17 protein-coding genes and 1 pseudogene are annotated in these 21,994 nt (G+C 66.7%); 12 read left to right on the forward strand and 6 right to left on the reverse strand.

What is annotated here, in order from left to right:
- Positions 1-147: 147 nt before the first annotated feature.
- Positions 148-1,341, reverse strand: coding sequence for a tyrosine-type recombinase/integrase (locus ABEA43_RS52350; protein WP_345574027.1), 1,194 nt, complete (start codon positions 1,339-1,341; stop codon positions 148-150).
- Positions 1,338-1,685 (reverse strand): hypothetical protein, encoded by a 348-nt coding sequence (locus ABEA43_RS52355; protein WP_345574029.1) that lies wholly within the window; start codon positions 1,683-1,685, stop codon positions 1,338-1,340. The genes ABEA43_RS52350 and ABEA43_RS52355 overlap by 4 nt, the downstream gene beginning before the upstream one ends.
- A 936-nt stretch (positions 1,686-2,621) precedes the next feature.
- Between ABEA43_RS52355 and ABEA43_RS52360 the strand changes: the two genes are divergently transcribed.
- Positions 2,622-2,918: a hypothetical protein gene (locus ABEA43_RS52360; RefSeq protein ID WP_345574031.1), complete on the forward strand. Its 297-nt coding sequence runs from the start codon at positions 2,622-2,624 to the stop codon at positions 2,916-2,918.
- Positions 2,919-3,420: 502 nt separating this feature from the next.
- On the opposite strand, the gene ABEA43_RS52365 is transcribed toward ABEA43_RS52360, so the two are convergent.
- The 4 genes from ABEA43_RS52365 to ABEA43_RS52380 all read right to left on the reverse strand — a co-directional run bounded on the left by ABEA43_RS52365 (position 3,421) and on the right by ABEA43_RS52380 (position 7,948).
- Entirely contained in the window at positions 3,421-4,335 is a 915-nt protein-coding gene (locus ABEA43_RS52365) for an IS982 family transposase (protein ID WP_345574166.1), read from the reverse strand.
- Positions 4,336-4,430: 95 nt separating this feature from the next.
- Positions 4,431-5,249 carry an ABC transporter permease gene (locus ABEA43_RS52370; protein WP_345574034.1) on the reverse strand — a complete coding sequence of 273 codons (819 nt, stop codon included), beginning with the start codon at positions 5,247-5,249 and terminating at the stop codon, positions 4,431-4,433.
- On the reverse strand, positions 5,246-6,253 hold the full coding sequence (locus tag ABEA43_RS52375; RefSeq protein ID WP_345574036.1) for an ATP-binding cassette domain-containing protein: 1,008 nt from the start codon (positions 6,251-6,253) through the stop codon (positions 5,246-5,248). The genes ABEA43_RS52370 and ABEA43_RS52375 overlap by 4 nt, the downstream gene beginning before the upstream one ends.
- Positions 6,254-6,577: 324 nt before the next feature.
- Positions 6,578-7,948, reverse strand: coding sequence for a transposase (locus tag ABEA43_RS52380; protein ID WP_345574039.1), 1,371 nt, complete (start codon positions 7,946-7,948; stop codon positions 6,578-6,580).
- 1,228 nt (positions 7,949-9,176) lie between these two features.
- Here ABEA43_RS52380 and ABEA43_RS52385 point away from each other — a divergent pair.
- From ABEA43_RS52385 to ABEA43_RS52435, 11 genes and pseudogenes are all read left to right on the forward strand, one after another.
- Complete coding sequence (locus ABEA43_RS52385; protein ID WP_425570591.1) at positions 9,177-10,667, forward strand: integrase catalytic domain-containing protein; 1,491 nt, start codon at positions 9,177-9,179, stop codon at positions 10,665-10,667.
- Positions 10,668-10,768: 101 nt separating this feature from the next.
- A complete protein-coding gene (locus ABEA43_RS52390; RefSeq protein ID WP_345574043.1) occupies positions 10,769-11,266 on the forward strand; it encodes an AAA family ATPase in 498 nt (165 codons plus the stop codon).
- Complete coding sequence (locus ABEA43_RS52395) at positions 11,247-12,026, forward strand: AAA family ATPase (protein WP_345574044.1); 780 nt, start codon at positions 11,247-11,249, stop codon at positions 12,024-12,026. Before ABEA43_RS52390 ends, ABEA43_RS52395 begins: the two co-directional genes overlap by 20 nt.
- Positions 12,023-13,591 carry a hypothetical protein gene (locus tag ABEA43_RS52400; RefSeq protein ID WP_345574046.1) on the forward strand — a complete coding sequence of 523 codons (1,569 nt, stop codon included), beginning with the start codon at positions 12,023-12,025 and terminating at the stop codon, positions 13,589-13,591. Before ABEA43_RS52395 ends, ABEA43_RS52400 begins: the two co-directional genes overlap by 4 nt.
- The gene (locus ABEA43_RS52405; protein ID WP_345574048.1) at positions 13,584-14,291 is read left to right on the forward strand and encodes a helix-turn-helix domain-containing protein; all 708 of its coding nucleotides are present in this window, start codon (positions 13,584-13,586) and stop codon (positions 14,289-14,291) included. The genes ABEA43_RS52400 and ABEA43_RS52405 overlap by 8 nt, the downstream gene beginning before the upstream one ends.
- A 711-nt stretch (positions 14,292-15,002) precedes the next feature.
- Positions 15,003-15,773, forward strand: a complete 771-nt coding sequence (locus ABEA43_RS52410; protein ID WP_345574050.1) for an AAA family ATPase — start codon at positions 15,003-15,005, stop codon at positions 15,771-15,773.
- 252 nt (positions 15,774-16,025) lie between these two features.
- On the forward strand, positions 16,026-16,787 hold the full coding sequence (locus ABEA43_RS52415; protein WP_345574052.1) for an AAA family ATPase: 762 nt from the start codon (positions 16,026-16,028) through the stop codon (positions 16,785-16,787).
- Between the two features lie 455 nt (positions 16,788-17,242).
- Positions 17,243-18,013 carry an AAA family ATPase gene (locus ABEA43_RS52420; protein WP_345574056.1) on the forward strand — a complete coding sequence of 257 codons (771 nt, stop codon included), beginning with the start codon at positions 17,243-17,245 and terminating at the stop codon, positions 18,011-18,013.
- 771 nt (positions 18,014-18,784) lie between these two features.
- Positions 18,785-19,372, forward strand: a complete 588-nt coding sequence (locus ABEA43_RS52425; protein ID WP_345574058.1) for a hypothetical protein — start codon at positions 18,785-18,787, stop codon at positions 19,370-19,372.
- A 416-nt stretch (positions 19,373-19,788) separates the two neighbouring features.
- Positions 19,789-21,212 (forward strand): annotated as a pseudogene (locus tag ABEA43_RS52430) (IS3 family transposase).
- A 126-nt stretch (positions 21,213-21,338) separates the two neighbouring features.
- The gene (locus ABEA43_RS52435; RefSeq protein WP_345574060.1) at positions 21,339-21,992 is read left to right on the forward strand and encodes a hypothetical protein; all 654 of its coding nucleotides are present in this window, start codon (positions 21,339-21,341) and stop codon (positions 21,990-21,992) included.
- Positions 21,993-21,994: the final 2 nt, after the last annotated feature.

Here is a 21,994-nt window from a genome sequence, read left to right on the forward strand (position 1 = left end):
GCGCTGGCCTGCGAGAAGCGGCCACGAACCCAAGATAACGATCGAATCGCCGGGGCGAGGGCGGATGTTCCGTCCCAACGGCGAATTCTGGCGAGAGGACGGAGATGCTCGCTTGCGTCCTGCCGGTGGAGAGGCAGGGCAAGCCAGTCACGCGGATCCGGCGCCCGGCGGGCTGGCGTTGGCGCGGTCGCCGCGACCCAAGGCCGCGGCCAGGCGGCGGTCGGCGCGCTGGGCGGGACTGCGGGCCAGGTGGTCGGGGTGGGCGTACGTTTGCGTGGTGCGCGGGTCGGCGTGGCCCAGCAGGGCTTGGACAACGTCGAGGGGTTCGCCGGCCTCGAGCAGGGCGGTGGCGACGCTGTGCCGGATGCCGTGCGCGGTGAGTTCCTCGGGTTTGTCGACGCCGACGGCGTTGGCGATGCGCTGGATGAGCGTGGTCACGTAGGTGCGCTGCAGCGGCGCGCCGGTGCTGATGAGGAACAGCGGACCGGGCCGATTGTCGCGCTCGGCCAGGTAGCCGTCGAGCAGATCGCCGGTGAGGTCGGCGATGACGGCTTCGTGCCGGCGGCCGCCTTTGGCGGGCAGGGTGAGGATGCGGTGCTCGCCGCGAGTGCCAAGGTCGGCGAATTGGGCGCCGGTCAACTTGCTGACGCGGCAGGCGGTGCCTTTGAGCACGGCGAGGATGGCCTGCACCCGGTGGCTCTCCACCGCGACGGCGTGGGCGAGCATAGCGTTCAGTTCGGCCTCGGTGATGTACGGGGTGTGCTTGTCGCGCTGCCGTTTGGGCAGGTCCATCCCGTCGAACGGGTCACTGGCCACGACCTGGGCCCGGCGCAGGTAGCGGTACCAGCTTTTCAGCGCTGACAGGCGACGGCGCCGGGTCTCGACGGCATTGCCGGCGTGACGCATGGCGGCGGCGAAGGCGTCAGCCTCGATGAAGTCGACGTCGGTCGGATCCAGGCCGCGGGCCTGGATCCACCACAGCCACCAGGAGGCATCGGTGATGTAGGCCTTCTGGGTGTTGCGGGCGGCGTGGCGCTCGGCGAGCAGCCAGCCGCCGGTGGCGCGCAGGACTTCGTCGTCGGCGGCGGCGGCGCGGAGCAGCGTGGCCAGGCTATCCGGATCGCGGGCCGGGGGCGGGCTGCCCCGGCCGGGTAGTCGGATCGGCAGCGCCGCCGCCGGGATCATGTCGGCGAACGGCAGGTCAGGCTCCTCGACGTCGGCCGCGGTGGCGGGCCGATCGGCCGAGACGGCGGGGACGACGACACCGAAGCTGTGCATGGTGGCCAGCCGGTCCGCGTCCTCCCCGGACGGGGCCAGTTCACCCGCAGACGGCGGGCTCATCTCCGAACTCCGCCGCCGGGCTGCTCGCTTGCGCGCCACACGGCGCGAGCGGGCGAGAGCTGAGCGCCGGTGCGCGGCACCACGCGGATCTCCGTGTCGGCCAGGTCGGCCGGGGGGAGCACGATGCGTCCGGCGTCGCCCAGCCACACGGTCTCAGGAGCGGTGTTGCTATAGGTCGCCTCGCCGGTGAGAGTGAGCACCGGACCCCAGGTCACCGAGGCGCTTCGTGCTTCCAGACCGGGACCGCGGTCCGCGAGCCTGTCGCGGGAGGCGCTGGCGCGGCCCTGGGCGGGCACGCTGAGCCGCCAGGCGGTGAGCCTCGACCCCCGCCGCCACGGAGGCATACAGCCCCTGCCGGTCAGGGCGGGGTCGGGCCGGTGCGAAGGCTGTTGCGGCCTCGCGTGTCGCGGTCGGTGTCACGGTCCGTCTGGTCGCCCACGCGAAACAGGTCCGCAGCGGCGTCAGAGAGCGGGCGTGGGCCCGGCTCGTGGGCCCCGGCCGATGCGGCGACTCACCTGCTGGGACGATCCGGCGGCCACGCAGCGCCGGAGCGGAGGTGGGGGAGTGCTCGGTGCGCGGCACGGTCGCCACGGCGTCGCGCACCCGCACCTCGCTGCGGGCCGGGTTCTCCTCGGTCATGGGATGTGCCTGTCCTCACAGCTCGTGTCGTGCGGGGCGTTGCAGGTCGAAGAACATGAGGAGGTCAGCCTGCCTGAGCTCGTCCCGAGTGGCCGGGCTATCGGTCGGCAGCTCGGCCGCGGAATGTTCTTGATCATTTCTGTCCGCTTGCCACAGAACGTGGAGATGGAGCCCCTCGACCTGAGGGTAGCCACATCCCTCGCCGCTGGCGTTGGCCCGGACGGTGCGCCGCGCCCAGCAGTGCGCGCGGGCAGGAGAGCTACGGGCTGGCGGGGTCTCGCCCCGAAGCGGGCACCCGGGTCAGGCATCGGACGGGCGGGGCCGAGGCGTGCGAGCAAGGATGTGGCTGAGATCGATGCGGCTCAGCAGGCTCGGCAGGTCCAGACCGCCGGCCGGGGTGCGGGGACAGGTCGCGGGCCAGGTGCAGTCCTCAAGGTGAAGCGGGCCGACGAACTCCTCACCAGCGAACTCCTCACCGATGGGCGGGTCCCTCCCGTGCATCGCCCGGTGACCGGGTCGAGGAGGCATGAACACTCGCGCCGCTCGATGGTCGGCCGCACGCACACACGCACCCGTTCGTCCCCGAGTTCGGCCAGCAGGCCGGCCAGATGCGCGGCGGCGGCCACCGTCTCCTGCCACGCATGAGGCGCCGGCTGATCCCGCGGTACCCGGTGCAGGGCCTGGCGGGCGGCCGAGAACCGGTCATGTGCCGCCGCCAGGTCCGCATCGTCGTGATGGAGCACCACGAAGTCCAGGACGGCCTCATCCAGCCAGGACAGTCCTCCGTCGACCGGGAGATGGGATGGCGGCGCTGTGCCGACTGCGCTCAGCAATTGGGCGAGCTCGGCGGCGCTGCGGCCCTCCGCGCTGCTGGGGGCGCCCACGGCTACCATCCCGCCCGGCCGTGGCGGCGCAGCGACAGTGGGACCGGTCGGTGAAATTGCAGTGGCCATTGGTCACAACGTTTCAGTGTGCAGCTCAAAGGGCTAATTTCCTGGATCTGGTGATCCATTATCGATGATCGTTGCTGATGGATGTTCCTCGCTGCTGCAATCTTAATGACGTTCCATAGTGCAGCCATGTGAACACCTGCACGTCAAAGGAAAATGGTCGCGCTGATTTCAGCTGGGTTGGTCATCCCTTTGCAGTCAGTTCGCTGGGCCTGGGTGCTCTTGCTGCTCCTCAGCCTGACGAGTATGGCGGGGGAGCATGGCCGACCGCCGCGGTGGATGGGCCTGCGATGCAGGAGGCGGGAGCCTGTGGCCCAGGGCCGTCGTCAGGAGATTAGGGTGGGTGCCCCGAGGCTGACCATGAGGAAGAGCTTGTTCTCGTCGCACTCTGAAGCGTGATCGCTGTACGTGCACAGTTTTATGATCGAGCTCTCGTATCAGCCCCGACCGTGTTCCTGTTCCCGCATCTAGATGATTGCTTCCAAGGGGTTCAGTGATCGTAGGCGGTCAGGGCACGCATGACGGGCTGGCCGGTCTGATCGTTGTGCCAGATCGCGCTGGTCAGTGCGAGGATCCGCTGTAGGACGCGGACCATCACGCCGGCCGGAGTGCGGCCGCGGTGGCGTTCGAGGTCGAGCTGGCCCTTGAATGTCTCGTTCACCGACTCGATAAGCTGCCGTAGCGGCCTGAACAGCTGCGAGCCGGGACGCTCGGCCTCGCCCTTACGGGCAGGCCGCAGTAGCTGGAGGCCCAGCTCGGTGAGCCGCTGCTCGAAGCCGGCGCCGAAGTAATTCTTGTCACCGATCAGGGTTTGACCGGGCCGGTCGGCGGCCAGCTGCGGTTCGACATCGAATATGGCAAGCAGGGTCTCGCGCTCGTCGGCCTTGGCGCCTGTCAGCGCGAACACCACTGGCAGTCCGTGCAGCGTGCACACCAAGTGCAGCCGCAGCCCCCAGAAGAACCGCGAGTGACTGGCGCAGTACCCGTACTCGGCCCACCCTGCCAAGTCCGAGCGTTTGACGGTCTCCCGGGAGCGGCCGCACTCCACCGGAGTGGAGTCCACTACCCACACGTCGTCCGACCAGAGCGTGGTGTCGACCGCGAGCAGCCGGATGACCTGCTGGATCAGCCTGCCGGCCTTGCGCAGCCGCTTGTTGTAGCCAGGTGCCTTGGGCAGATACGGGAACAGGTGCCCCAGGTGCGTACGGGCGTGGCGGATCCACCGGCGCTCGGAGGTGAAACCGAGCAGGGCCTGCATCACCGACAGCGTGACCAGCTCGGCGTCGGACAGCCTGGGTGCAATCCCCACCGTCGGCCGCCACGGCGCTAGCTCCGGGGATTCCAGCAGCAGATCGTCGGTCCGCACAAAGAGTGCGGTCGCGAGGGTGTCCAGGTCAGCATCCAGCGTCTGAGTCCTCAACGGTTCAGCGTTGACCAGCACCGATCCTGGACACTCGCCCGACAGGCCCGTCGCGTCGTCGCCTGGCCCGATCGGCTGCGTCACGCCGCCTTCCGATAGGCGCGGAAGGCGTGCGTGGACATCAGGCCCATCACCAGGGCTGTTGCTGCGAGCAGCCCCAGGTGTGCCCAGAGCGTGCTCCAGTCGATGTGGGCGAGCATCGCCTCCCGGGCCGCGGTGACCGCCCATTCCATGGGGTTGTAGTCGGCGACGTGGCCGACCCAGGCGGGTGCGAGGGCAAGGTCCATCACGGCCGAGCTGAGGAACATCAGCGGCAGCGTGGTGAATTGGGAGATCGCGATGAGCGTTGCTTGCTGGCGGGTCAGCAGGGCGACGGCGTCGGACAGCGCCGAGAAGATCAGGGACAGCAGTACTGCGGCGAGGAGTGTGACGGCGACGCCGGCCACGCCCCCGGGGAAGCGGGCACCGGCGAGCAACGCGATGGCCACGATGATCAGGCTCTGGATGAGCGTCTGGATCGCCTGGTAGGCCATGGTCGCGATCACCAGGGCAGCCCGGCTGGCGGGGGAGGTGAGCATCCGGTCCATCACACCGCGGTCGATGTCCTGGAGGTAGGTCGTTCCCGCCCATGCGCTGGTGAACAGCGCGGTCATCATCACCACGCCCGGGGTGAGAAACTGCAGGAAGCCGCCGTCTGCGTGGGTGAACCCGGGCAGGTTCACGACCGAGCGGAAGAGCTGGCCGAACAGCAGCAGCCAGATCACCGGCTGGACGAGGCCGATGATGAGAAAGGTTGGCATCCGCCTCAGGCTGCGCAGCAGCCTGCCGGTCAGTAGCGCGGAGTGCGTGATCACGGTCAGCGGAGCCGAACTGGCGAAGCGCGCGGGTGCGGTGATCACTTCGTCACCTCCAGCCTCTTGGGGGCCGTGGCGGCGTCGAGGCTGTGGCCGGTGTGCCGGAGATAGACGTCATCGAGCGAGGGCCTGGCGAGCGTCGCGGAGCTCACCGCGACGCCCGCTTCCTCCAGCGCAGCAAGGACCGGTGGCAACGCCCGGGCACCGTCGCTGGTACGGCCGCGGACGGTACTGCCCTCCAGGGTGATCTCCCGTAGCTCGGGCACCGTCCGCAACACCGCAAGCGCCCTGTCGTCGGCCTGGGCGAGTTCCACGTGCACCGCATCGCCGCGCAGCTCGCTCTTGAGCTCGTCCGGGGTGCCCGCGGCGACCACCGTGCCGTGATCGACGATCGCGAGCCGGTCGGCGAGGTGGTCGGCCTCCTCCAGGTAGTGCGTCGTCAGGAGCACCGTCATCTCCTCCTGCCCGGCCATCCGCGCGATCTCGGCCCACATCTCGCTGCGGGCCTGCGGGTCGAGCCCCGTCGTCGGCTCGTCGAGGAAGAGCACCTGGGGGCGATGCATCAAGCCGAGCGCGACATCGAGCTTGCGCGCCATGCCGCCGGAGTACGTCTGCACCAGCCGGTCCGCGGCATCGGCCAGGCCGAACCGGTCGACGAGCTCGCGGGCCCGCGCCACGGCATCCCGGCGGGACATCCCATGCAGGCGCCCGGCAAGCAGCAGGTTCTCGGTTGCGGTGGCCATCGGGTCCGTGCCGGGCTTCTGGGACACGAACCCGATCGCCCGGCGCACCCGCTCCGGCCGCGTCCGCACATCGATCCCCGCCACGCGCGCGGATCCGGAGTCGGCGGCCGAGAGCGTCGAGAGGATCTTCACCGTGGTCGATTTGCCGGCCCCGTTCGGGCCGAGCAGCCCGAAGACGCTCCCCTTCGCCGCGGAAAAGCTCAGCCTCCGCAGTGCCGTGACCGGCGCCTTGCTCCGGCCCGCAGGATAGGTCTTGACCAGATCGACGGCCTCCACAGCCGGATCTGTTTCCTGGGCAGCACCCATCGTCACACCCCTTGTCAGGATCTGGTGTGACTTCCACCTTCCTGGTGTCACCGGACACGAGGAGGCTGAATGGCGAGGGTGGGACCCTACGGTGAGAAGTCGCCACAGACGCTAGCACACGAGGGCATGTGGCCGGTTCCGATGCGGACCAGGGCTCCCGCCGCCCTGAACACCTACGACCGCTGCCCCCCTTGGAAGCAATCATCTAGGCAGAAACGGCCGCGCGATTCCTGTGACGCGCGCTCATCTCACAAAGCCACACGGAGTCGTTCGTGGGCGGCAAGCGGTGGATCAAGGTGGACGGGTTGAGCGGCTAGACCTGTGTTACGGAGGACAGATCGAGTGTCGTGGGGTGTCGGACGGCTGTCCGTCGGTGGTCGCGGAGCCTGAAGGCAGGCGGCCTGACATGCGGAGTTCGTCACGTAGGAGGTGGTGGATGCGGGGCCATGCGCCAGCGTCGGTCCAGGAGAGGATGCGTTGTCGGCAAGTGGTCCAGGAGCATCCGATGGCGGAGGTGGGAACCTCGTGCCAAGGCCTGTCGCTGGTCATCAGGTAGAGGATGCCGGCCAATACAACACGGTCGTCGATGCGTCCGCCTCGGGAACCTCGGGACCGGGGTTCGGGCAGCACGGCAGCCACTTGCTTCCACAACGCCGTGGAGATGGGCGGGGTACGCGGTCGTCGATGGTCTGGTTTCGGGGCGGGAGCGGCCGGCCGGAGCATGGAAGGGCGTAGTTGCTTGACTCGTATGCGAGAAAGGCCGCCAGCCCGCCCCATGTCGATGAGGGCGGCCTTGGTCCATTCGTAGGTAATGAGTCGGCCGTCGTTCTGCCGAATCAGTGGGTCAGTTGGCTTGCGGATTGCCAGGAGATACTGCAGGACGGCGCGTGCAGAACTGGAGAGAGGGAGCGTCTCATCGTGCCCGTCGCTGTGCGAGATGACAATGACAGCGCGCAGTTCGTTCTCCGGTGTAACGACGTCGAGGATCTGGTTGGTGTCCAGTCTGGCGAGGGCGTTGACCGTGAGGCCGGTGTCATTGAGCAGCACGATGGCCGAAGCGTGCCTCGGCCATCTGCTCGCAAGACGGGCGCATCCCGCCTGTATCTGTTGGCGTTCGGCTGGGCTGAGGGGCGAAGGCTTGGCCTTGAGGGGAGGGGGTGGCACGGTAAGCCCGGCGGCCGGATTGGACGGTACCAGGCCGTGGCGAAGACTGAATTGGTAGAACGATCTGATGACAGCTAAGCGGTGCGTGGCGTGGATGTCGACGAGGTGGTCCCGATACGCTGCCAGGTCGTGCGTCGTGAGGCCGAACAGATCCGATCCGATAGTGGTGTCGTTCAGCCAGATGAAGAAGGCGGCCACGCTTCTGAAGTAAGTTTGTCTGGTGGTAGTGGACTTGCAGCTTAGGAACCAAGCCTGCAGGCTCTGCTCGATGCGCCGGTCGCTGGATGACAGGAGCGCGTTGACACGGTTGACCTTGTCTCTAACGGAGGCGCCGGCGGCACCGTCCAGCGGCTGCAGCCCAGGAACGTCGCCGATGGAGTAGAACGGGCCGCCATGGGCTCGGATGATCTCGGTGATGCTGGTCTCACCATGACGGTCGCGTGGATTGTGTAGTGGCTGGGTGAGGATGCTCGGCGCCGCGCGTGAGAGGTTGACGGCGGCCGAGGCTCGCGGGTTGTTGGGGCCGTTCATCGCCGATACTGCTTCTTGCGGTGTGTACTCCCCGCCTCCAGATGGGCGTTGCAGTGCTGCAGGGCCGCGTTGCGGATCACGGCACGGTCGGTGCCGGCCCCAGCTGCGCACTCAAGTTGGGTACACAGCGCGGCAGGGGGCTCGCCAGGGTGTACCAGTGCTGCGGCGACCCTGTGCCGCGAGACCGCTGGCGAGGCGGAGCTCTTCGGAGGGATGGCGGCCCGGCGTGCGCTGCGCCTGAGCGGCTCGCTGGAAAAGGAGGGCCGCAGCAGCGCCCTATGGAAGGCGACGAAGGCAAGTCCGGGAGTCCGACCCCGTTCGTGTAGGTAGGCGCGGATGTAGCTCGCCGGGGTGGTGCATGAGCCGTGCTGGTCTGCGTTCAGCCACGTGAGGCTGGCAGCGCGGAGGACGTCAGGAGCAGCGCTACGGTGCAGGAAGGCGTTCAGGCCGCCAATGGTGCGGGCGGGAGCCGGGCTTGCCTTGTGAGGAGGATGGAGCGGTAGGTCGGGCGACGCGGCCAGCCACCAGTAGCCGGCGCGGCCGGTCGCGTCATGGCCTTTGGCGCGGCGCTGATCGGGGCACGATGCTGGCGACGGCTGGGCGGTCAAAGGCGAGGATGTCTGAGGGTCGCCCAACTTCAGTGAGCCACGGTTCATCATCCTGACACCCGATATACGAGGTGCAGGACTGCTGGGTAAGGCATTCGTCCGGTGGGCGCGGCACCACGAGATGAAGGGGGCGCCGCTTCGGCGGCAGGTGGTCGGTGGAGATCCGGCATCGGTCGCGGGGTGAGCGAAGCGGGGGCCGGGAGATAGGTGATGTCCGGCGCCCTTTGCTCTCCCGTGTACTTCCCGCTCCGCCGCGCAAAGACGATTATCTTTCGCATTCTTTTCAGAAGCTCGCGACGTTTCACGCTGACCCTCCGCCTACGCGATGGAAATGAACGTAATTCAGTTTCATGTGCCGGGGCGTTTTCCCGTGCGGCCACTCCTATATTCGGTCGTGCGTGAGTGGAAATCGAGGAGGTTCGCCGGAAAATCTTGTCTATGGTCTTTCCTCCGCTCAGAAAATGCGGTAGAACGATGGCGTAAAGCTCCGCCCATCGACTCATGTGTGCGTCCTTCGCCATGAAGTTCGGGAAGGAGAACGAATGAATCGCACGATGCCTGCGGACTCGCCAGCAAAGGACGCCTCCGCGGTGAAAGCAGATGAGCTGCGGGAGTCGGCGGTGCGGCACTTGCTTGCGGTCCAGGAACAGGGCCGCCTGACCAGTGAGCAGGTCCGCACGGTCGCCTTTTGTTTCGGCCGGTGTGAGCGAACCGTCTACTACTGGCTGGAGAAGGCCGCAACGGCTAAGCGGGAGCGACGCCCCCGCTTTGAGGCCACCGAAGCGATCCGGGTGAAGTACGCCTTCTGGGAGGGCAATGTCTCGGCAGTACACCGGGAACTGGTCGAGGAGGCCGAGGCCGGCGGGCCACCCGCCCGCAGCCTGAGCACGGTGCGGCGGGCGGTGCGCCGTGACCTGAGCCCGGGCGAGCGGGCAGGGCTTCGGGATGGTGAACGGGCACAGCGAGCCCACTTCGTCTACCTGCGGCGTCCGATAGAACACCGCAACGCGGCGTGGGAGGGCGACCATGTCGAGGCTTCGGTGGAGGTCGAGCTCGAGGGACGGTTGCTCAAGCCCTGGGTGACCTGGTTCATCGACACCAAAACCAAGGTCATAACGGGGCTGGCTGTGAGCGCGGACGCTCCCAACCGCTCCAGTGTGCTACTCGCCCTGCGCAGCGCCCTGTCAGTCGATGAGCCCCACCTGCCGTTCGGTGGACTGCCGGAACGTATCCGCGTCGACCAGGGAAAGGATTTCGGGTCCAAGGCCGTGGCCAACGCGTTGGGCCAACTCGCGGTGATCCTCGATCCTCTGCCCGGTTACATGCCACATCTCAAGGGCACGGTGGAGGCGCTGAACGGCGCCGCAGAGAAGATGTTCTTCGCCGGTCTGCCGCGCCATACGCACCGCCAGCGTCTGATCAACGGTCAGCACGTCGATCCCGATCAGCCCCCGCTGCCCTTCACCGCATTCGTCGACCTCCTGCTGCGGTGGGTCGAGTGGTGGAACAACACGCACGTCATCGACACCCTTGGCAGTACGCCGGCCCAAGCCTGGCACGACGATCCTGCCCCGATCACCGAGGTCAGCCGTGAGGAGCTACGCCTGCTGACCCTGGAAGACGACCGAACCGTGCGCACCATCACCTCCAAGGGCATCGAACGGGGCGATCTTTACTACATCGCACCGTGGATGACCGACGAGGTGAGCCGGAGCGTCAAGCTGCGGCTGCTTCCCCACTACGAGGATGAGGTGGAGGTGTTCGACGCGCGCGACGGCAGCTATCTCGGGTCGGCGTTCCTGTCCCACCAGGCCAACGACGACGACCGAGCGAACATGCACCGCGCCCGGGCGAGGACAACGCGCCGGACCAACGGCACACGGCAGAGGGCCGCGAGCGTGATGAAGGCGCGTTACCGCCCGGTCACCTCGGCCGAACCGCCACGCCGCATGACGGTGCTTGCCGCCGAGGAAACCAACAAGAAGGGCGAAGAGCCCAACCAGGACGCGATGGCCGCGATGGCCATCGTCGAGCCGCCATCTCGCGATGAGCACCTTCCCGCAGGCTGGGTGTCCCCGCTGGGTGGCAAACGGAGGACGGCGCCCGCTTAAGGCAGCGAGGGCTGCCGATGTCGGTGTCGGCTTGCCCCATTGTCTGCTTCGTTTCGATCCGCTGTGAGTCGAAGGGCTGATCTATGATGCCTCGCCCCCTGATGCTGTCCAGCAACGCGCACATCCTGACGCGGTCGTTCGGTGAGGTGCTGATCCTGCCGCACGGTCCAGTGACCTCCGTTTCCATTCGGCGGCTCACCGACGGCATGCTCGGCCTGGCCGTGCAGGACTGGAAGATGCTCTTCATTCACGGAGACGCCCAGCAGCGCGCAGACATTGTCAGCCGGTTGCGTGAGCACGCCGCGCAGGGCCTGCGGTACTGCACAATGCCGTCATACGCCTCTTCCGGCCAGGTCCGGACGGTGTTGTGTGCGGCCCTGGGACTGCACCGGCCGACGCGTGGACACCCGCACGCGGTCGATCGCCTGATCCACCACGCCCTTGCGGGCACATCGCGGATGGTCGTTCTCGACCAGGCGCAACACCTACACGCCACGGGGTCCGAATACGTGCACTACTTGAGTGAACGTACCGACGCCATGGTCATCGCCGTCGTCCATTCCACCTCGGGAGATCCCCATGCCGATGCAGGTGCCTGATGTGCTGCCCGCCGAAGCCAGCGATCACTACCTGAACCTTCCCGACGCGCAAGTGGTGGCGACCGACGCGCTCCTCACGACGCGAAGCAACTTGAGCGAGGTGATCGACGCCAAGGCGATGATGTGCGTGCACGGTGACGCCGGGCTGGGCAAGACCTTCTCGGTCAACGCATCGCTGCGCCACCTTGCGCCCGACCAATCCCATCGCATCCAATTCCGCGAACGGCCCACCCCGCGTTACATCCGGCACAAATTGTTCGAGACGCTGAAAATCAGCGGCCGCATGCCCTCCCGGCCGGCCGAATTCGACAAGCTGCTCAGAAATGTGCTTGCCGAAGAGTTCCGCGTCTTCGTCTGTGATGAAGCGCAGTGGCTGTCCACCGAATGCTTCGAATACTGGCGTCACCTGTGGGATGACGGGGGCACCGACCTCGCGCTCGTGTTCGTTGGCGGAGACAAATGCTATGAGGTGCTGGACTCTCAGCCCATGCTCGCCTCGCGGATGTACGTCTGGCAGGAATACCGGCAGCTGACCGAACAGCAGGTACGCGAGGTCATTCCCGCGTGGCATCCGCTCTGGGCGGCGGCCGACCCGGCCGACATCGACTTCGTCTACCGTCACGCGGCACGCGGCAACTTCCGCATCTGGGCCAAGATCACACATCAGCTCCTTCGCATGTTGCCCCGCCTGGGTCAGGAGCATGTCGACCGGACGGTGATCCGCCGGGTGTTCGCCCGCCTGGGCGGTCACCTGATATGAGCCAGGCCTCACCGCAGCCGACGGCCGTCCCCTCCCCGCTCACGATCGTTCTCGATCCCTGCGACGACGCCGACTGCCTTCACCACGCGCTGGCGGCCCATGACCCCGCCGGCGGGGTCATCACCGTGCACCCCACGCCCGGCACCACCACCGATGGTCAACTGTGCCTGGATGTGCTCATCGCGCTCGGCAAACCGGCCCATCAGGCTGCCAGCCTGTCGGGACGCGCTGGAGGCGAGCAAGCCGCGGCCGCGGCCACCGCGTGGCTGATCGGCGCCCGGATCTGGCTGATCATCGCCTTACGTGTGCACCTGCTCGCGCCCGCCCAGCGGGCCCGCCTGGTGCGACTGGCCAGCGCCAGCGGTGCGAAACTGCTCGCCCTCTGGCATGCCCCGCCCGAGCAGGACTGGACGGCCTATTTTCCCGACACGGCCTTCCGCCTTGCCGACGGGCTGCGACCCGCGATCGCCGCCGCTCGCCTGGAACGCAAACCCTGGCACAGCGCCGTGGCCGCCCGGCAGGTACTGCGGTGTACCGAGCAAGGCCAGCGGCCCACACGGAGCGACCCCGACCGCGACGACGCCGCCTTGCCGGCTCTGCCCAACAGCGACTTTCTGCGCTTTCGCGCCGACGCCTACCGGCGGTTGAGCGCGGGACAGTTCCACCATGTCGACGGGGTCTACACCTACGGCCTGGACCTCGCCTGCACCTGGCTCGTCCAGCAAGGCGATCCAGCCGGCGACGCTCCGTCACTCACCGGGCGCGCCCCTTCGCCGGAGCCGACGCCCGAGACGGACGTGGCCGACATCGCCCGTAGCCGGGCCAGCGTGCTGCACCGCCTACCGGAGCAGATCGCGCCCGACCGCGCCTACCCCTACCGCGTCGCCGCTCTACGCCCCCTTCGGCTCTTCCTCACCGACCTCGTCGCCGACTGCCCCACCAAGGACCATGCCATCGCTCGCATTCGCGGCGCGCAGGCAGGCTTCTTCTTGCACGGCTTCCTGCTGACGGTGCCGATCCTGGCGGGCCGCCCAGCGAGCTCCGGCCTCATCGCCCAGCTGACTCCCGACGACGCCGAGCGCATCGCCACCCACCTGGTCCACCCCGTGCACGCCGCAGCGCTGGCCACCGCCCTGTTCACCGAGGCCCGCATCAGCGACCTCCAAGCGCTTCCCCTGTCTGCACTGAGCCCGGACGCCACAACGATCGACATCGGCGAAAGCATCCATGCGACCGATGGACGGCTTCTGTCGGAGGAGACCATCACCTATCGAGTGCCGGTTCAAGCGCGGGACGTCCTCACCGCCGCGCGCAGCTTCCTGCTCCTCACCGGTCATCAAGGCGCTGATCCGCTGTTCGAGCAAGGCATCGGCAGCCGAGGCCAGCACCTGCTGGCCTCGGCGCAAAGCTGCGCCCTCACCGTGCCATCACTGCTGGAACATCACGAGCACCACCGCTCCTGGCTGCGTCGCAGTGCCTGCTGGAAAGTGGGTCAAGCTCTTCACCTCCTCCCGCCGGCACCCGCCGGCAGGCGTGCACCTGCAGAGGAGGCATCCCGTGTTTGACGTCGACCTCGTCCAACGCCGAGTGCGTGACCTGCGCATGGGCGGAGCGGAATTCACTCGACGAGTCGGGATGTCACTGGACACGCTGCGCACCGCGCGAACCGCCACCATCAGTATCGACCTGGCATTGCGCATCTGCGACGCCGTCGACCTCGACATCAGCGAACTTCTCGGGCGCCGCCCGGCCGGCCGGGCACGGCCACCCGAGGACGACGACCTCGTGCTCGAAGCGGCGCTGGCTCAGCACGGCCAGGTAGCCGAGAACGACCTGGCCGAAGCTTTAGGCTGGTCACGCACCCGCGTCCACGAGGCCGCTGAAGACCTCTCCCTGCGGATCACGGAAACCGCTCTCCACCTCATCTATCGCGAAGGCTTCCTTGAGCTGCAGCCGCGGCCGGGAGCGTTGCCCTCTGCGGTATCCAGGCGGCTACAGGACCTCCAACAGGCTCGCCTGCCCCCATCGCCCGATGACGCCGCGGTCCTGCTCCATCTCATCCAGGCTGGCCGCCCCCTCACCCTCAACCGGAACATCCTCATCGACTGGGAGGCCGAAGAGCACCTCATCCGGCAGGGCATCGCCGCTGAGCGTCAACATCGGGGACAGCACGAGATCGCCACCATGTGGTTCACCCCCACCCCCCATGAGGACATCCTCTTCGGGCTCGGATTGGGCGTTCATCCGCGCAAGGAGAGGATATGAAAAGAGCAACCGGCGCAGCAGTCGTCCCGGGCAGCCGAACCGGACTGGCCACCGCCCAGCGCGCCTCATCCCCGGTCATGAGACCGACCAGGAAGTCCGCCCTTCCGGCTCCTGCCGTTCGACCATGCGGCCCGGTTCCGCGTATCTCCTGCGCGGGGCGCAGCCCAATGAACCATCCGATGACACGCATCGCGGAAGGAGTAGTCATGCCAGCACACCACAGCGGAGAGTCTGGGCCGAAGACGGCAACGGTTCCGGCAACGCCGTCCAATCGGAGGGGGCACGATATCTCCGAACTCATCAACAGCCCGGCAGTGCCATGGGTCCAGGGTAAGGTCGGCCACGGCAAAACCTTCTCGTCAATGCCAGCGCGGTGACCGCGTAGGCGCCAGCCTGATGACAACCATCCGGCAGCGCACGGCGGCGCGGTTCCGCCGCCACCTCCGCAGGCCGCCGGGCAGGTCGCTGGCTCGCCCGGCACCACGATCTGTCGTGGCCTGCGGATAGGCGGCCGTGCTGTCTGGCTGCACCTCCTGGCCGACAGCGCCCACGCCGCGCCTGTCGGCCGTGGAGGGTATACCGGTCAGCCCGCCGGCCACACTCGCCACATTGAAGTCGGCGATAGCGGCTCACCCGCCACCGGCGCCCTTTGGCTCAGGTATCCCAGATCGAAACGCTTACTGATGCCGCCGCTCGGCAAAGGAGATCTCCATGGCAGGATCTTACGACCACGACGGGACCGCGCCTGTGGTGCCGGTCCACTTTGTTCCGCTGCAGGACGCGAGGATTGTCGCCACGGATCATCTGATCCGCACCACGGCCCACGTGCGGCAAGTCCTCGACGCCAAGGCGATGATGTGCGTCTATGGTGAAAGCGGCTTGGGCAAGACCTTCTCGGTCGACGCCGCGCTGTGCGAACTCGCACCTGACAACGTCCACCATATAGTGATCTCCGAACGGGCGGCTCCTCCCTACGTGCGCACCAAGCTGTTCGAAGCGGTGGCAGGGCAAGAGCCCATGCCGCGTTCGGCCGCCGCAGTCGACAAGCTGCTCAAGAAGGCGCTGAGCGAACAGTTCCATGTCTTCGTCTGCGACAACGCGCAATGGCTGTCGGCAGAAGGCTATAGCTACTGGCAACACCTATGGAGCGACAGGGCGACCGATATCGCTGTCATCTTCATCGGGTGCGACGGAGGCCTTCCGCTGCTCGACCGGACATCGGCGCTCGCGTCAAGCGTCTACCTCTGGCAGCGATATCAGGCGCTGTCGCAAGCGCAGATCCGTGAGGTACTTCCTGCTTTTCACCCTGTCTGGGCCGAGGCGGATCCCGACGACATCGACCTCCTTTACCAGGCGGCCGACGGCGTCTTCCGCTCCTGGGCGAAGCTCACTTACCAGATCCTCACCGTGATGCACCAGCAGGAACGCAAGCGCATCGATCGAGAGATCGTCCACGGTGTGCTGTCTCACTACTGGGGCTGAGCGGGCGTGATGGGCAGCAGAGAGGAGGCGCTACCCGCTCTCCCGAATCCACGACGATGACCGCGGCCGAAAGATCGACGACCGCCTCGCTCGGTCGCCCGACGCCCACACCAGTATGGTGGCCGGCCGAGTTGCCCACGTCATCTGGCACGTCTTGGACCGGCCTCACCGTACCCGCGCAGCACCGGCCCGGCCTGCACAGCATGCCCTTTCTGGCCAGCAGGAAGATTGCGACAAGCAGGAGGACAGTTCATGATCACCGGCATCGTGCCCCCACCTCACGACGGAAACGATCACTCTGCATGGCCCGGCGACGGCAACGTCGTGGCCACCCAGGCTCTCCACCTCACGTATGCCACCCTGAAAGCGGCTCTCGAAGAGCGCGCCATGACCTGCATCTACGGCGATTCCGGCCTCGGCAAGACCGCGATGGTCAATGCCGCCCTGCGCCGTCTCGCCCCCGAGGAGACCGTCCACATATCGTTCTGCAGCCCTCGCCGTATGCGTGATGGGCTCTTCGATGCGCTCGGGCTGCAAAGGCCCCGCTCGAGGAGTCCCGGGGGGTGCGACAACTTGCTCAAGACAACGCTGACGGAAAAATTCCGGGTCCTGGTGTGCGACAACGCGGACTGGCTGCTGTTCGACTGCGTCGAGTGGTGGTGCCATCTGTGGGACGACGGCCGTACCGACACGGCCATCGTCTTCGTGGGCGGGAAGGATTGTCGTGAGGCTCTGAGGCGTGAACCTGTGCGCAGGTTGCTCTGGCAGGAATTCACGAGGATGACCATGGCCGAAGTGTTGGATGTGATCCCGGCCTACCACCCGATCTGGGCTAATGCCGACGCCAAGGTCATCAAGCTGGCCGACCGGCACGTTGCTCACGGCAACTGGCGCGTGTGGGCTCACCTCACCGCACAAGCAGCGCGCGCGCTCGAACACCTCCAGCGCCCTGCCGTCGATGAGGACGTTCTGAGATGGGTGCTGGACAGGCTTTGCCCACGATGGCCGCTGTGACCGTCGCCGGGAGCCTGCGGCGTCGACGGCCCGGGATACGGCGAGACCAACGTTCTCACCGCCCTCTTCCTGGCCAGTGGGCAACGGCTTCGGCTCTGCTCGTGTTTCTGTCGCCGACCGCGGGTCGGTTCCATCCGCAGAACCGGACCTACCCGGCCTGGTCGGCGGTCACCGGTGCCCGCCCGCAGGACCGGGCGTGGTTGCTGAAGCTCCGCCGCTACGCTGCAGATCTACCAGCGGCCATCGTCGGCTGTCCGGCGCCACGGAGGTCGTCTCCCGGCATCACCCCAGCACCCGTCCGCGGTCGCCGAACGCGATGATTTGCCCAGGCCCGAACCGAAGAGCCGGATACCCGACGCGACGATCGTAGCGGGCGCGCCGTCTGGGGGCTTACATCCTGGCGGCGCCGGTCTGGGCGGGGCCGCACGCTTTTCCAGCCAACAGGAGGACCGGTCATGACCACAGGCAACCCTCCCTCGCCCGACGACGGAAACGATCACTTTCTGCGACCCGATGGCGCCACCGTCGTGGATACGGAAGCCCTTTACCGGACGTATGTCAACCTGGACTTCGTCCTCGAACATCGGGGCATGGCGTGCCTGTACGGCGATACCGGCCTGGGCAAGACAACGACGGTGAACACCGCCGTGCGCCGCCTCGTTCCCGAGGGAACCATCCACATGTCGTGCTGCACGTACGCCGGCAGCATACGCGGTCAACTCATCCACGCTCTGCGACTCCAAGGACACCGGCCGAGGCACCCCCAGGAATGCGACAACCTGCTCAAGACAACGCTGGCGGAAAAATTCCGGATTCTGGTATGCGACGAGGCCCATCTCCTGCCGGTCGACGGCTTCGAGTACTTGCGCCATCTCTGGGATGATCCCCGCACCGCCATGACAATCGTCTTCGTGGGGGAGGCCGATTGCCCCGAGGCGCTGGAGCTGATGCGCAGCCCCCTGGCGGCCTCGCGCATCGAGCTCTACCAAAAAATTACCAGCATGACCATGGCCGAAGTGCTGGAGGTGATCCCGACCTATCACCCCATCTGGGCCGACGCCGACGTCACGCTCATTGACTTGGCCGACCGACAGGCCGCTCACGGCAACTGGCGGGCCTGGGCTCACCTCACCGCGCTTGTAGCCCGCGCCCTCGAAAGGCTCCAGCGCTCTGCTGTCGATGAGGACGTTCTGAGAGGGGTGCTGGACCGGCTGCGCCCGCCGTAGGCACCGAGGCGGCCACTGGAATCCGCGCTCGTGACGAGCCTTCCGCGCACCCCCGTCCAGCTTCCTTACCTGGGATTTCTGGCTTGCAGAACCGGCTCCGATACGGACCCGGCGGGCTGCCGGCCGAACCTGACGGCCAACCCGCATGAGTCCATCCCCCATGAGCCTGTCCCCAGAAGTGTCGCGGATATCATTCTCGCCGAGCCACGGCCGCGCCACACACGGGCCACCCACGCTCACACCCTTAAGCGCGCGTGGCGGTGATGCAGCCCGCGCAGTGTCTCGTCTGCGGCCCATAGATACACCGAAAGGTGAATCAATAAAAGATTCCTCTTGAAAGATTTTCGAGCCATATGCATCGCGTCCGGGCATGGCCGGACGAAACGATGAAAAAGGTAGCGGGGAATTGCAGTAGAGGTGTATCGTTTGTAAATTGAGATGGCTGAGATCTCTTCCTTGGTATAACCGCGAATATCTTTCGGGGCAGCTCCTGGAAAGGGGAGAGCGAATGGACCGACAGCAGCAGGCGGTCGAGCGACACGACGACGGTAGCGCGGCTGGACGGGTATATCGGGACGGGGTGTCCAATCTGTTTTCGAGGTCACTCCCGAGATCCGCGCCGGGTGCGTCGCCTGGCCAGGCAATGCCGCGGCATCGTAGCGGGAGCCACTCCAGCGGAGCAGCGCCGACAGCCCTCCGGGTCCGCGCCTGGTCACGCTGCGGCGAGCGGTGCGGTGGCTCAGCAGCGGCGCTAGCCCAAGGGATACGTCGGTGAGCCGCCGACCAGGCGCCGCGAAGCCGAGCGGCGCGCACCGTACTACGGTATGGGAGGGCGACCATTTCCCAGCACCGGTCGTGGTTGACCTCCAAGGGAAGGCGTGCAGCCCCTGGATCACCTGGTTCGTCGATCGCACACACGCGGGCATCTGCGGATGGGCGGTCACTCCCGGTTTTCCCGGCCAGAGCGGTGTGCTGACCGCTCTGCGCCACGCGATGCTGAGCGACGAGCAGCACACCTCCGTCGGCGGAACACCCCAACGCATCTGTGTCGACCGCGGGAAGGATTTCCTGTACGAGACCATGCGAACGGTGCTCGACCCGTACGAGGTCTCCGTGGAGTTCCTACCCCTCTACCACCCGCACGACAAGATGATCATCGAGGCGGTGAACGGTGCTGCCCAGCAGATGTTCTTCCCCACTCTGCCCTGTTACGGATATGCCCGTTGCGGATCTGCAGGGCAAAGGGTGAGTGTCGCGCTTGCCGAAGTCGGCGCACCGCCGTTGACCTTCACCGACTTCGTCGCCCTCCTCCATGAGTGGGTCACGTGGTGGAACACCGAGCACACCAGTGGCGCGTAGGCCGCCTCTCCCGCCCAGGCATGGAGTGGAATGGCCGACCCGGCGGTGACGACGTCGAGCGGTGGATGAGCAGCGCGACCGGCGGGTCGGTATCCGTGACGTTCGACGGTTCTCGAAACGGCTCTGGCGACGGCTTTGGAACGGGTGACCAAGCCCACCGGCCTCAGAGAGTTGAGGCTGGTGGGGCTGGTCACGGACAAGCGTTCACCATGCCTTGCCCCACAGCGGTCACCTGCCAATCCTCGGGGTGGAGCAATCGCGTATGCGTCGCCCAGGCGTCCGGGTGATCCCCTCTCTGTCAGACTCTGATGAGACCTGGGGACGAAGTAGTCTTCTGTGACTCAAGCAGGGCGAGAACAGGATCTTTCAGACAGTGACTTTGACGGTGGCCGACCTCCGCGTGGATCTCCCCGATGATGGTGGAGTGGGCAAGGGTGACGGACCTCGATCGGATCGGCCCGAAGCGGCGCTCGTTCACGCCGGAGTACAAGCTGGCGATGGTCGAGGCCTACGACGCGGCGACCGAACCGGGTGCCAAGGGCGCGCTGCTGCGCCGCGAGGGGCTGTATCACTCCCACATCATCGAGTGGCGCAAGGCCCGCGATGCGGGGGCGTTGAACGCGCTGGCGGCCAAGCCGTCCGGCCCGAAGACGCGTAAGAGCGGGGCCGAGAAGGAGAACGAGCGGCTGCGGGCCCGGGCAGAGCGGGCCGAGCGGGAGCTGGCCAAGACCAAAGCCGCGCTGGAGATCATGGGAAAAGCGCACGCGCTCTTGGAACTGCTCTCCGAGAGCGCGGACAACGACGCGCCGCCCAGGAAGTGATCGATGAGGCGTTCGCCGCGCTGGAGCCCGTGCTCGGCGTGACCGCCGCGTGCGCCCTGTCGGGCAAGTCGCGGGCCACCATGCACCGCCACCGTCACCCCGCGCCGGTGGCGCTCGGTCCTCGCCCGGCGCCGGCGCCGCATCCGGCGACGTTGAGCTCGGATGAGCGGGCGCGGGTGCTGGCCGTCTTACACTCGGCCCGGTTCGTCGACAAGGCGCCGGCGCAGGTATGGGCCACGCTGCTGGACGAGGGCGTCTACCTGTGCTCGATCTCCACCATGTACCGGCTATTGCGTGAGTGCGGCGAGGTGCGGGAGCGCAGGCGCCAGGCCACGCACGCGGCAAGAGTGCGGCCCGAGCTGGTCGCCCGCGGCCCCTCGCAGGTTTTCACCTGGGACATCACCAAACTGAAGACAGCGGTCAAGGGCGTCTACTACGACCTGTACGTCATGATCGACATCTACTCGCGCTACGTCGTGCACTGGGAAGTCCACGCTCGCGAGAACGCCGAACTGGCCGAGCAGTTCATCGCGGCGGCCATCCGCGCCAACGGCGGTCAGGCACCCATGCACGTGCACGCCGACCGAGGCACCTCGATGACCTCCAAGCCGGTCGCGGCGCTGCTGGCCGAGCTGAACATCGCCCAAAGCCACAGCCGGCCCCGGGTGTCCAACGACAACCCCTACTCCGAGGCGCAGTTCCGGACGTTGAAGTACTGCCCGGCCTTCCCCGAACGCTTCGGCTCGATCGCCCACGCCCGCGCCTTCTGCCAGGAGTTCTTTACCTGCTACAACCACGAGCACCGGCACTCGGGCATAGGGCTGCACACTCCTGCCTCGGTCCATCTGGGCACCGCCCGCCAGATCCGGGCCGAGCGAGCACGAACGCTCCAGGCCGCCTACGCCGCCAACCCTGGCCGCTTCCGCCGCAAGCCCACCCCACCCAGCCTGCCCAAGGCCGTCTGGATCAACGAACCCGTCAAGGAGGAAAGCAACTCCGATACAGAACAAGTCGCCTGAAACGTCTCAAACGGTTTGACAGCTACCGACTCGTCTCGAAGGTGGGGATGGGGGGCAGGCACCGAACTCACGCGAAGAGCCGCCCGGCAGGGCCAAACACTCTGATCATCGCTAGCCTAAGCCCTCATGAACAGCTCAAGTATCTTTGCCGAGGCAGCAGTCCTGACCCAGGTCAACAAATGGGTGGGCGTCGTAATTGCCTTCGTTGGGGCTATCGTTGCCGCCCCTGATGGGGCTCAGTTGATCTACAAGACCTCGACAGCCTGGACTCGCAGGCAGATCAACCGTTTACGTAAACCCTCCAGGCAGAGCGTCAAGGTCAGCGGCGGCGCCGCTAGCATGAGGCTGACCGGCATCGCGGGAACCGTTACGGGCCGCGTATGGAGCCCCAACGACCCTATAGACCAGCGGATCGAAGTACTTCGCGCACACATTGGCGATGTTGAGGTACGTCTCAACCATGCCGTGGACAGTATCAAGCAAGAGCAAAACGCTCGGGAGGTCGCCATTGCAGAGTTGAACCGTGCCTTCCAGCAGGAGCTGGGAAAGCTGCACGAACTGCTCGAAGAGAAGGATCGGCGGCTAGCCACCGTAGATGCCCGCGGTCTGCCCGTGATCGGCTTCGGCGTTCTGCTCAGCGGGGTCCCGGAGGCCCTGGCTGACATCCCATTGCATCTCGGATGGGCTCTGCCCTTCGCAGGCTTCGCCTGGATGGTAGTGGCCGTGCTGGAGTCTGTGCGCAGCCACCGGATGCAGAAGCATTTGGCCAGCACGGACTAGGC

Source organism: Nonomuraea rosea (assembly GCF_039539705.1).
Lineage (GTDB): Bacteria > Actinomycetota > Actinomycetes > Streptosporangiales > Streptosporangiaceae > Nonomuraea > Nonomuraea rosea.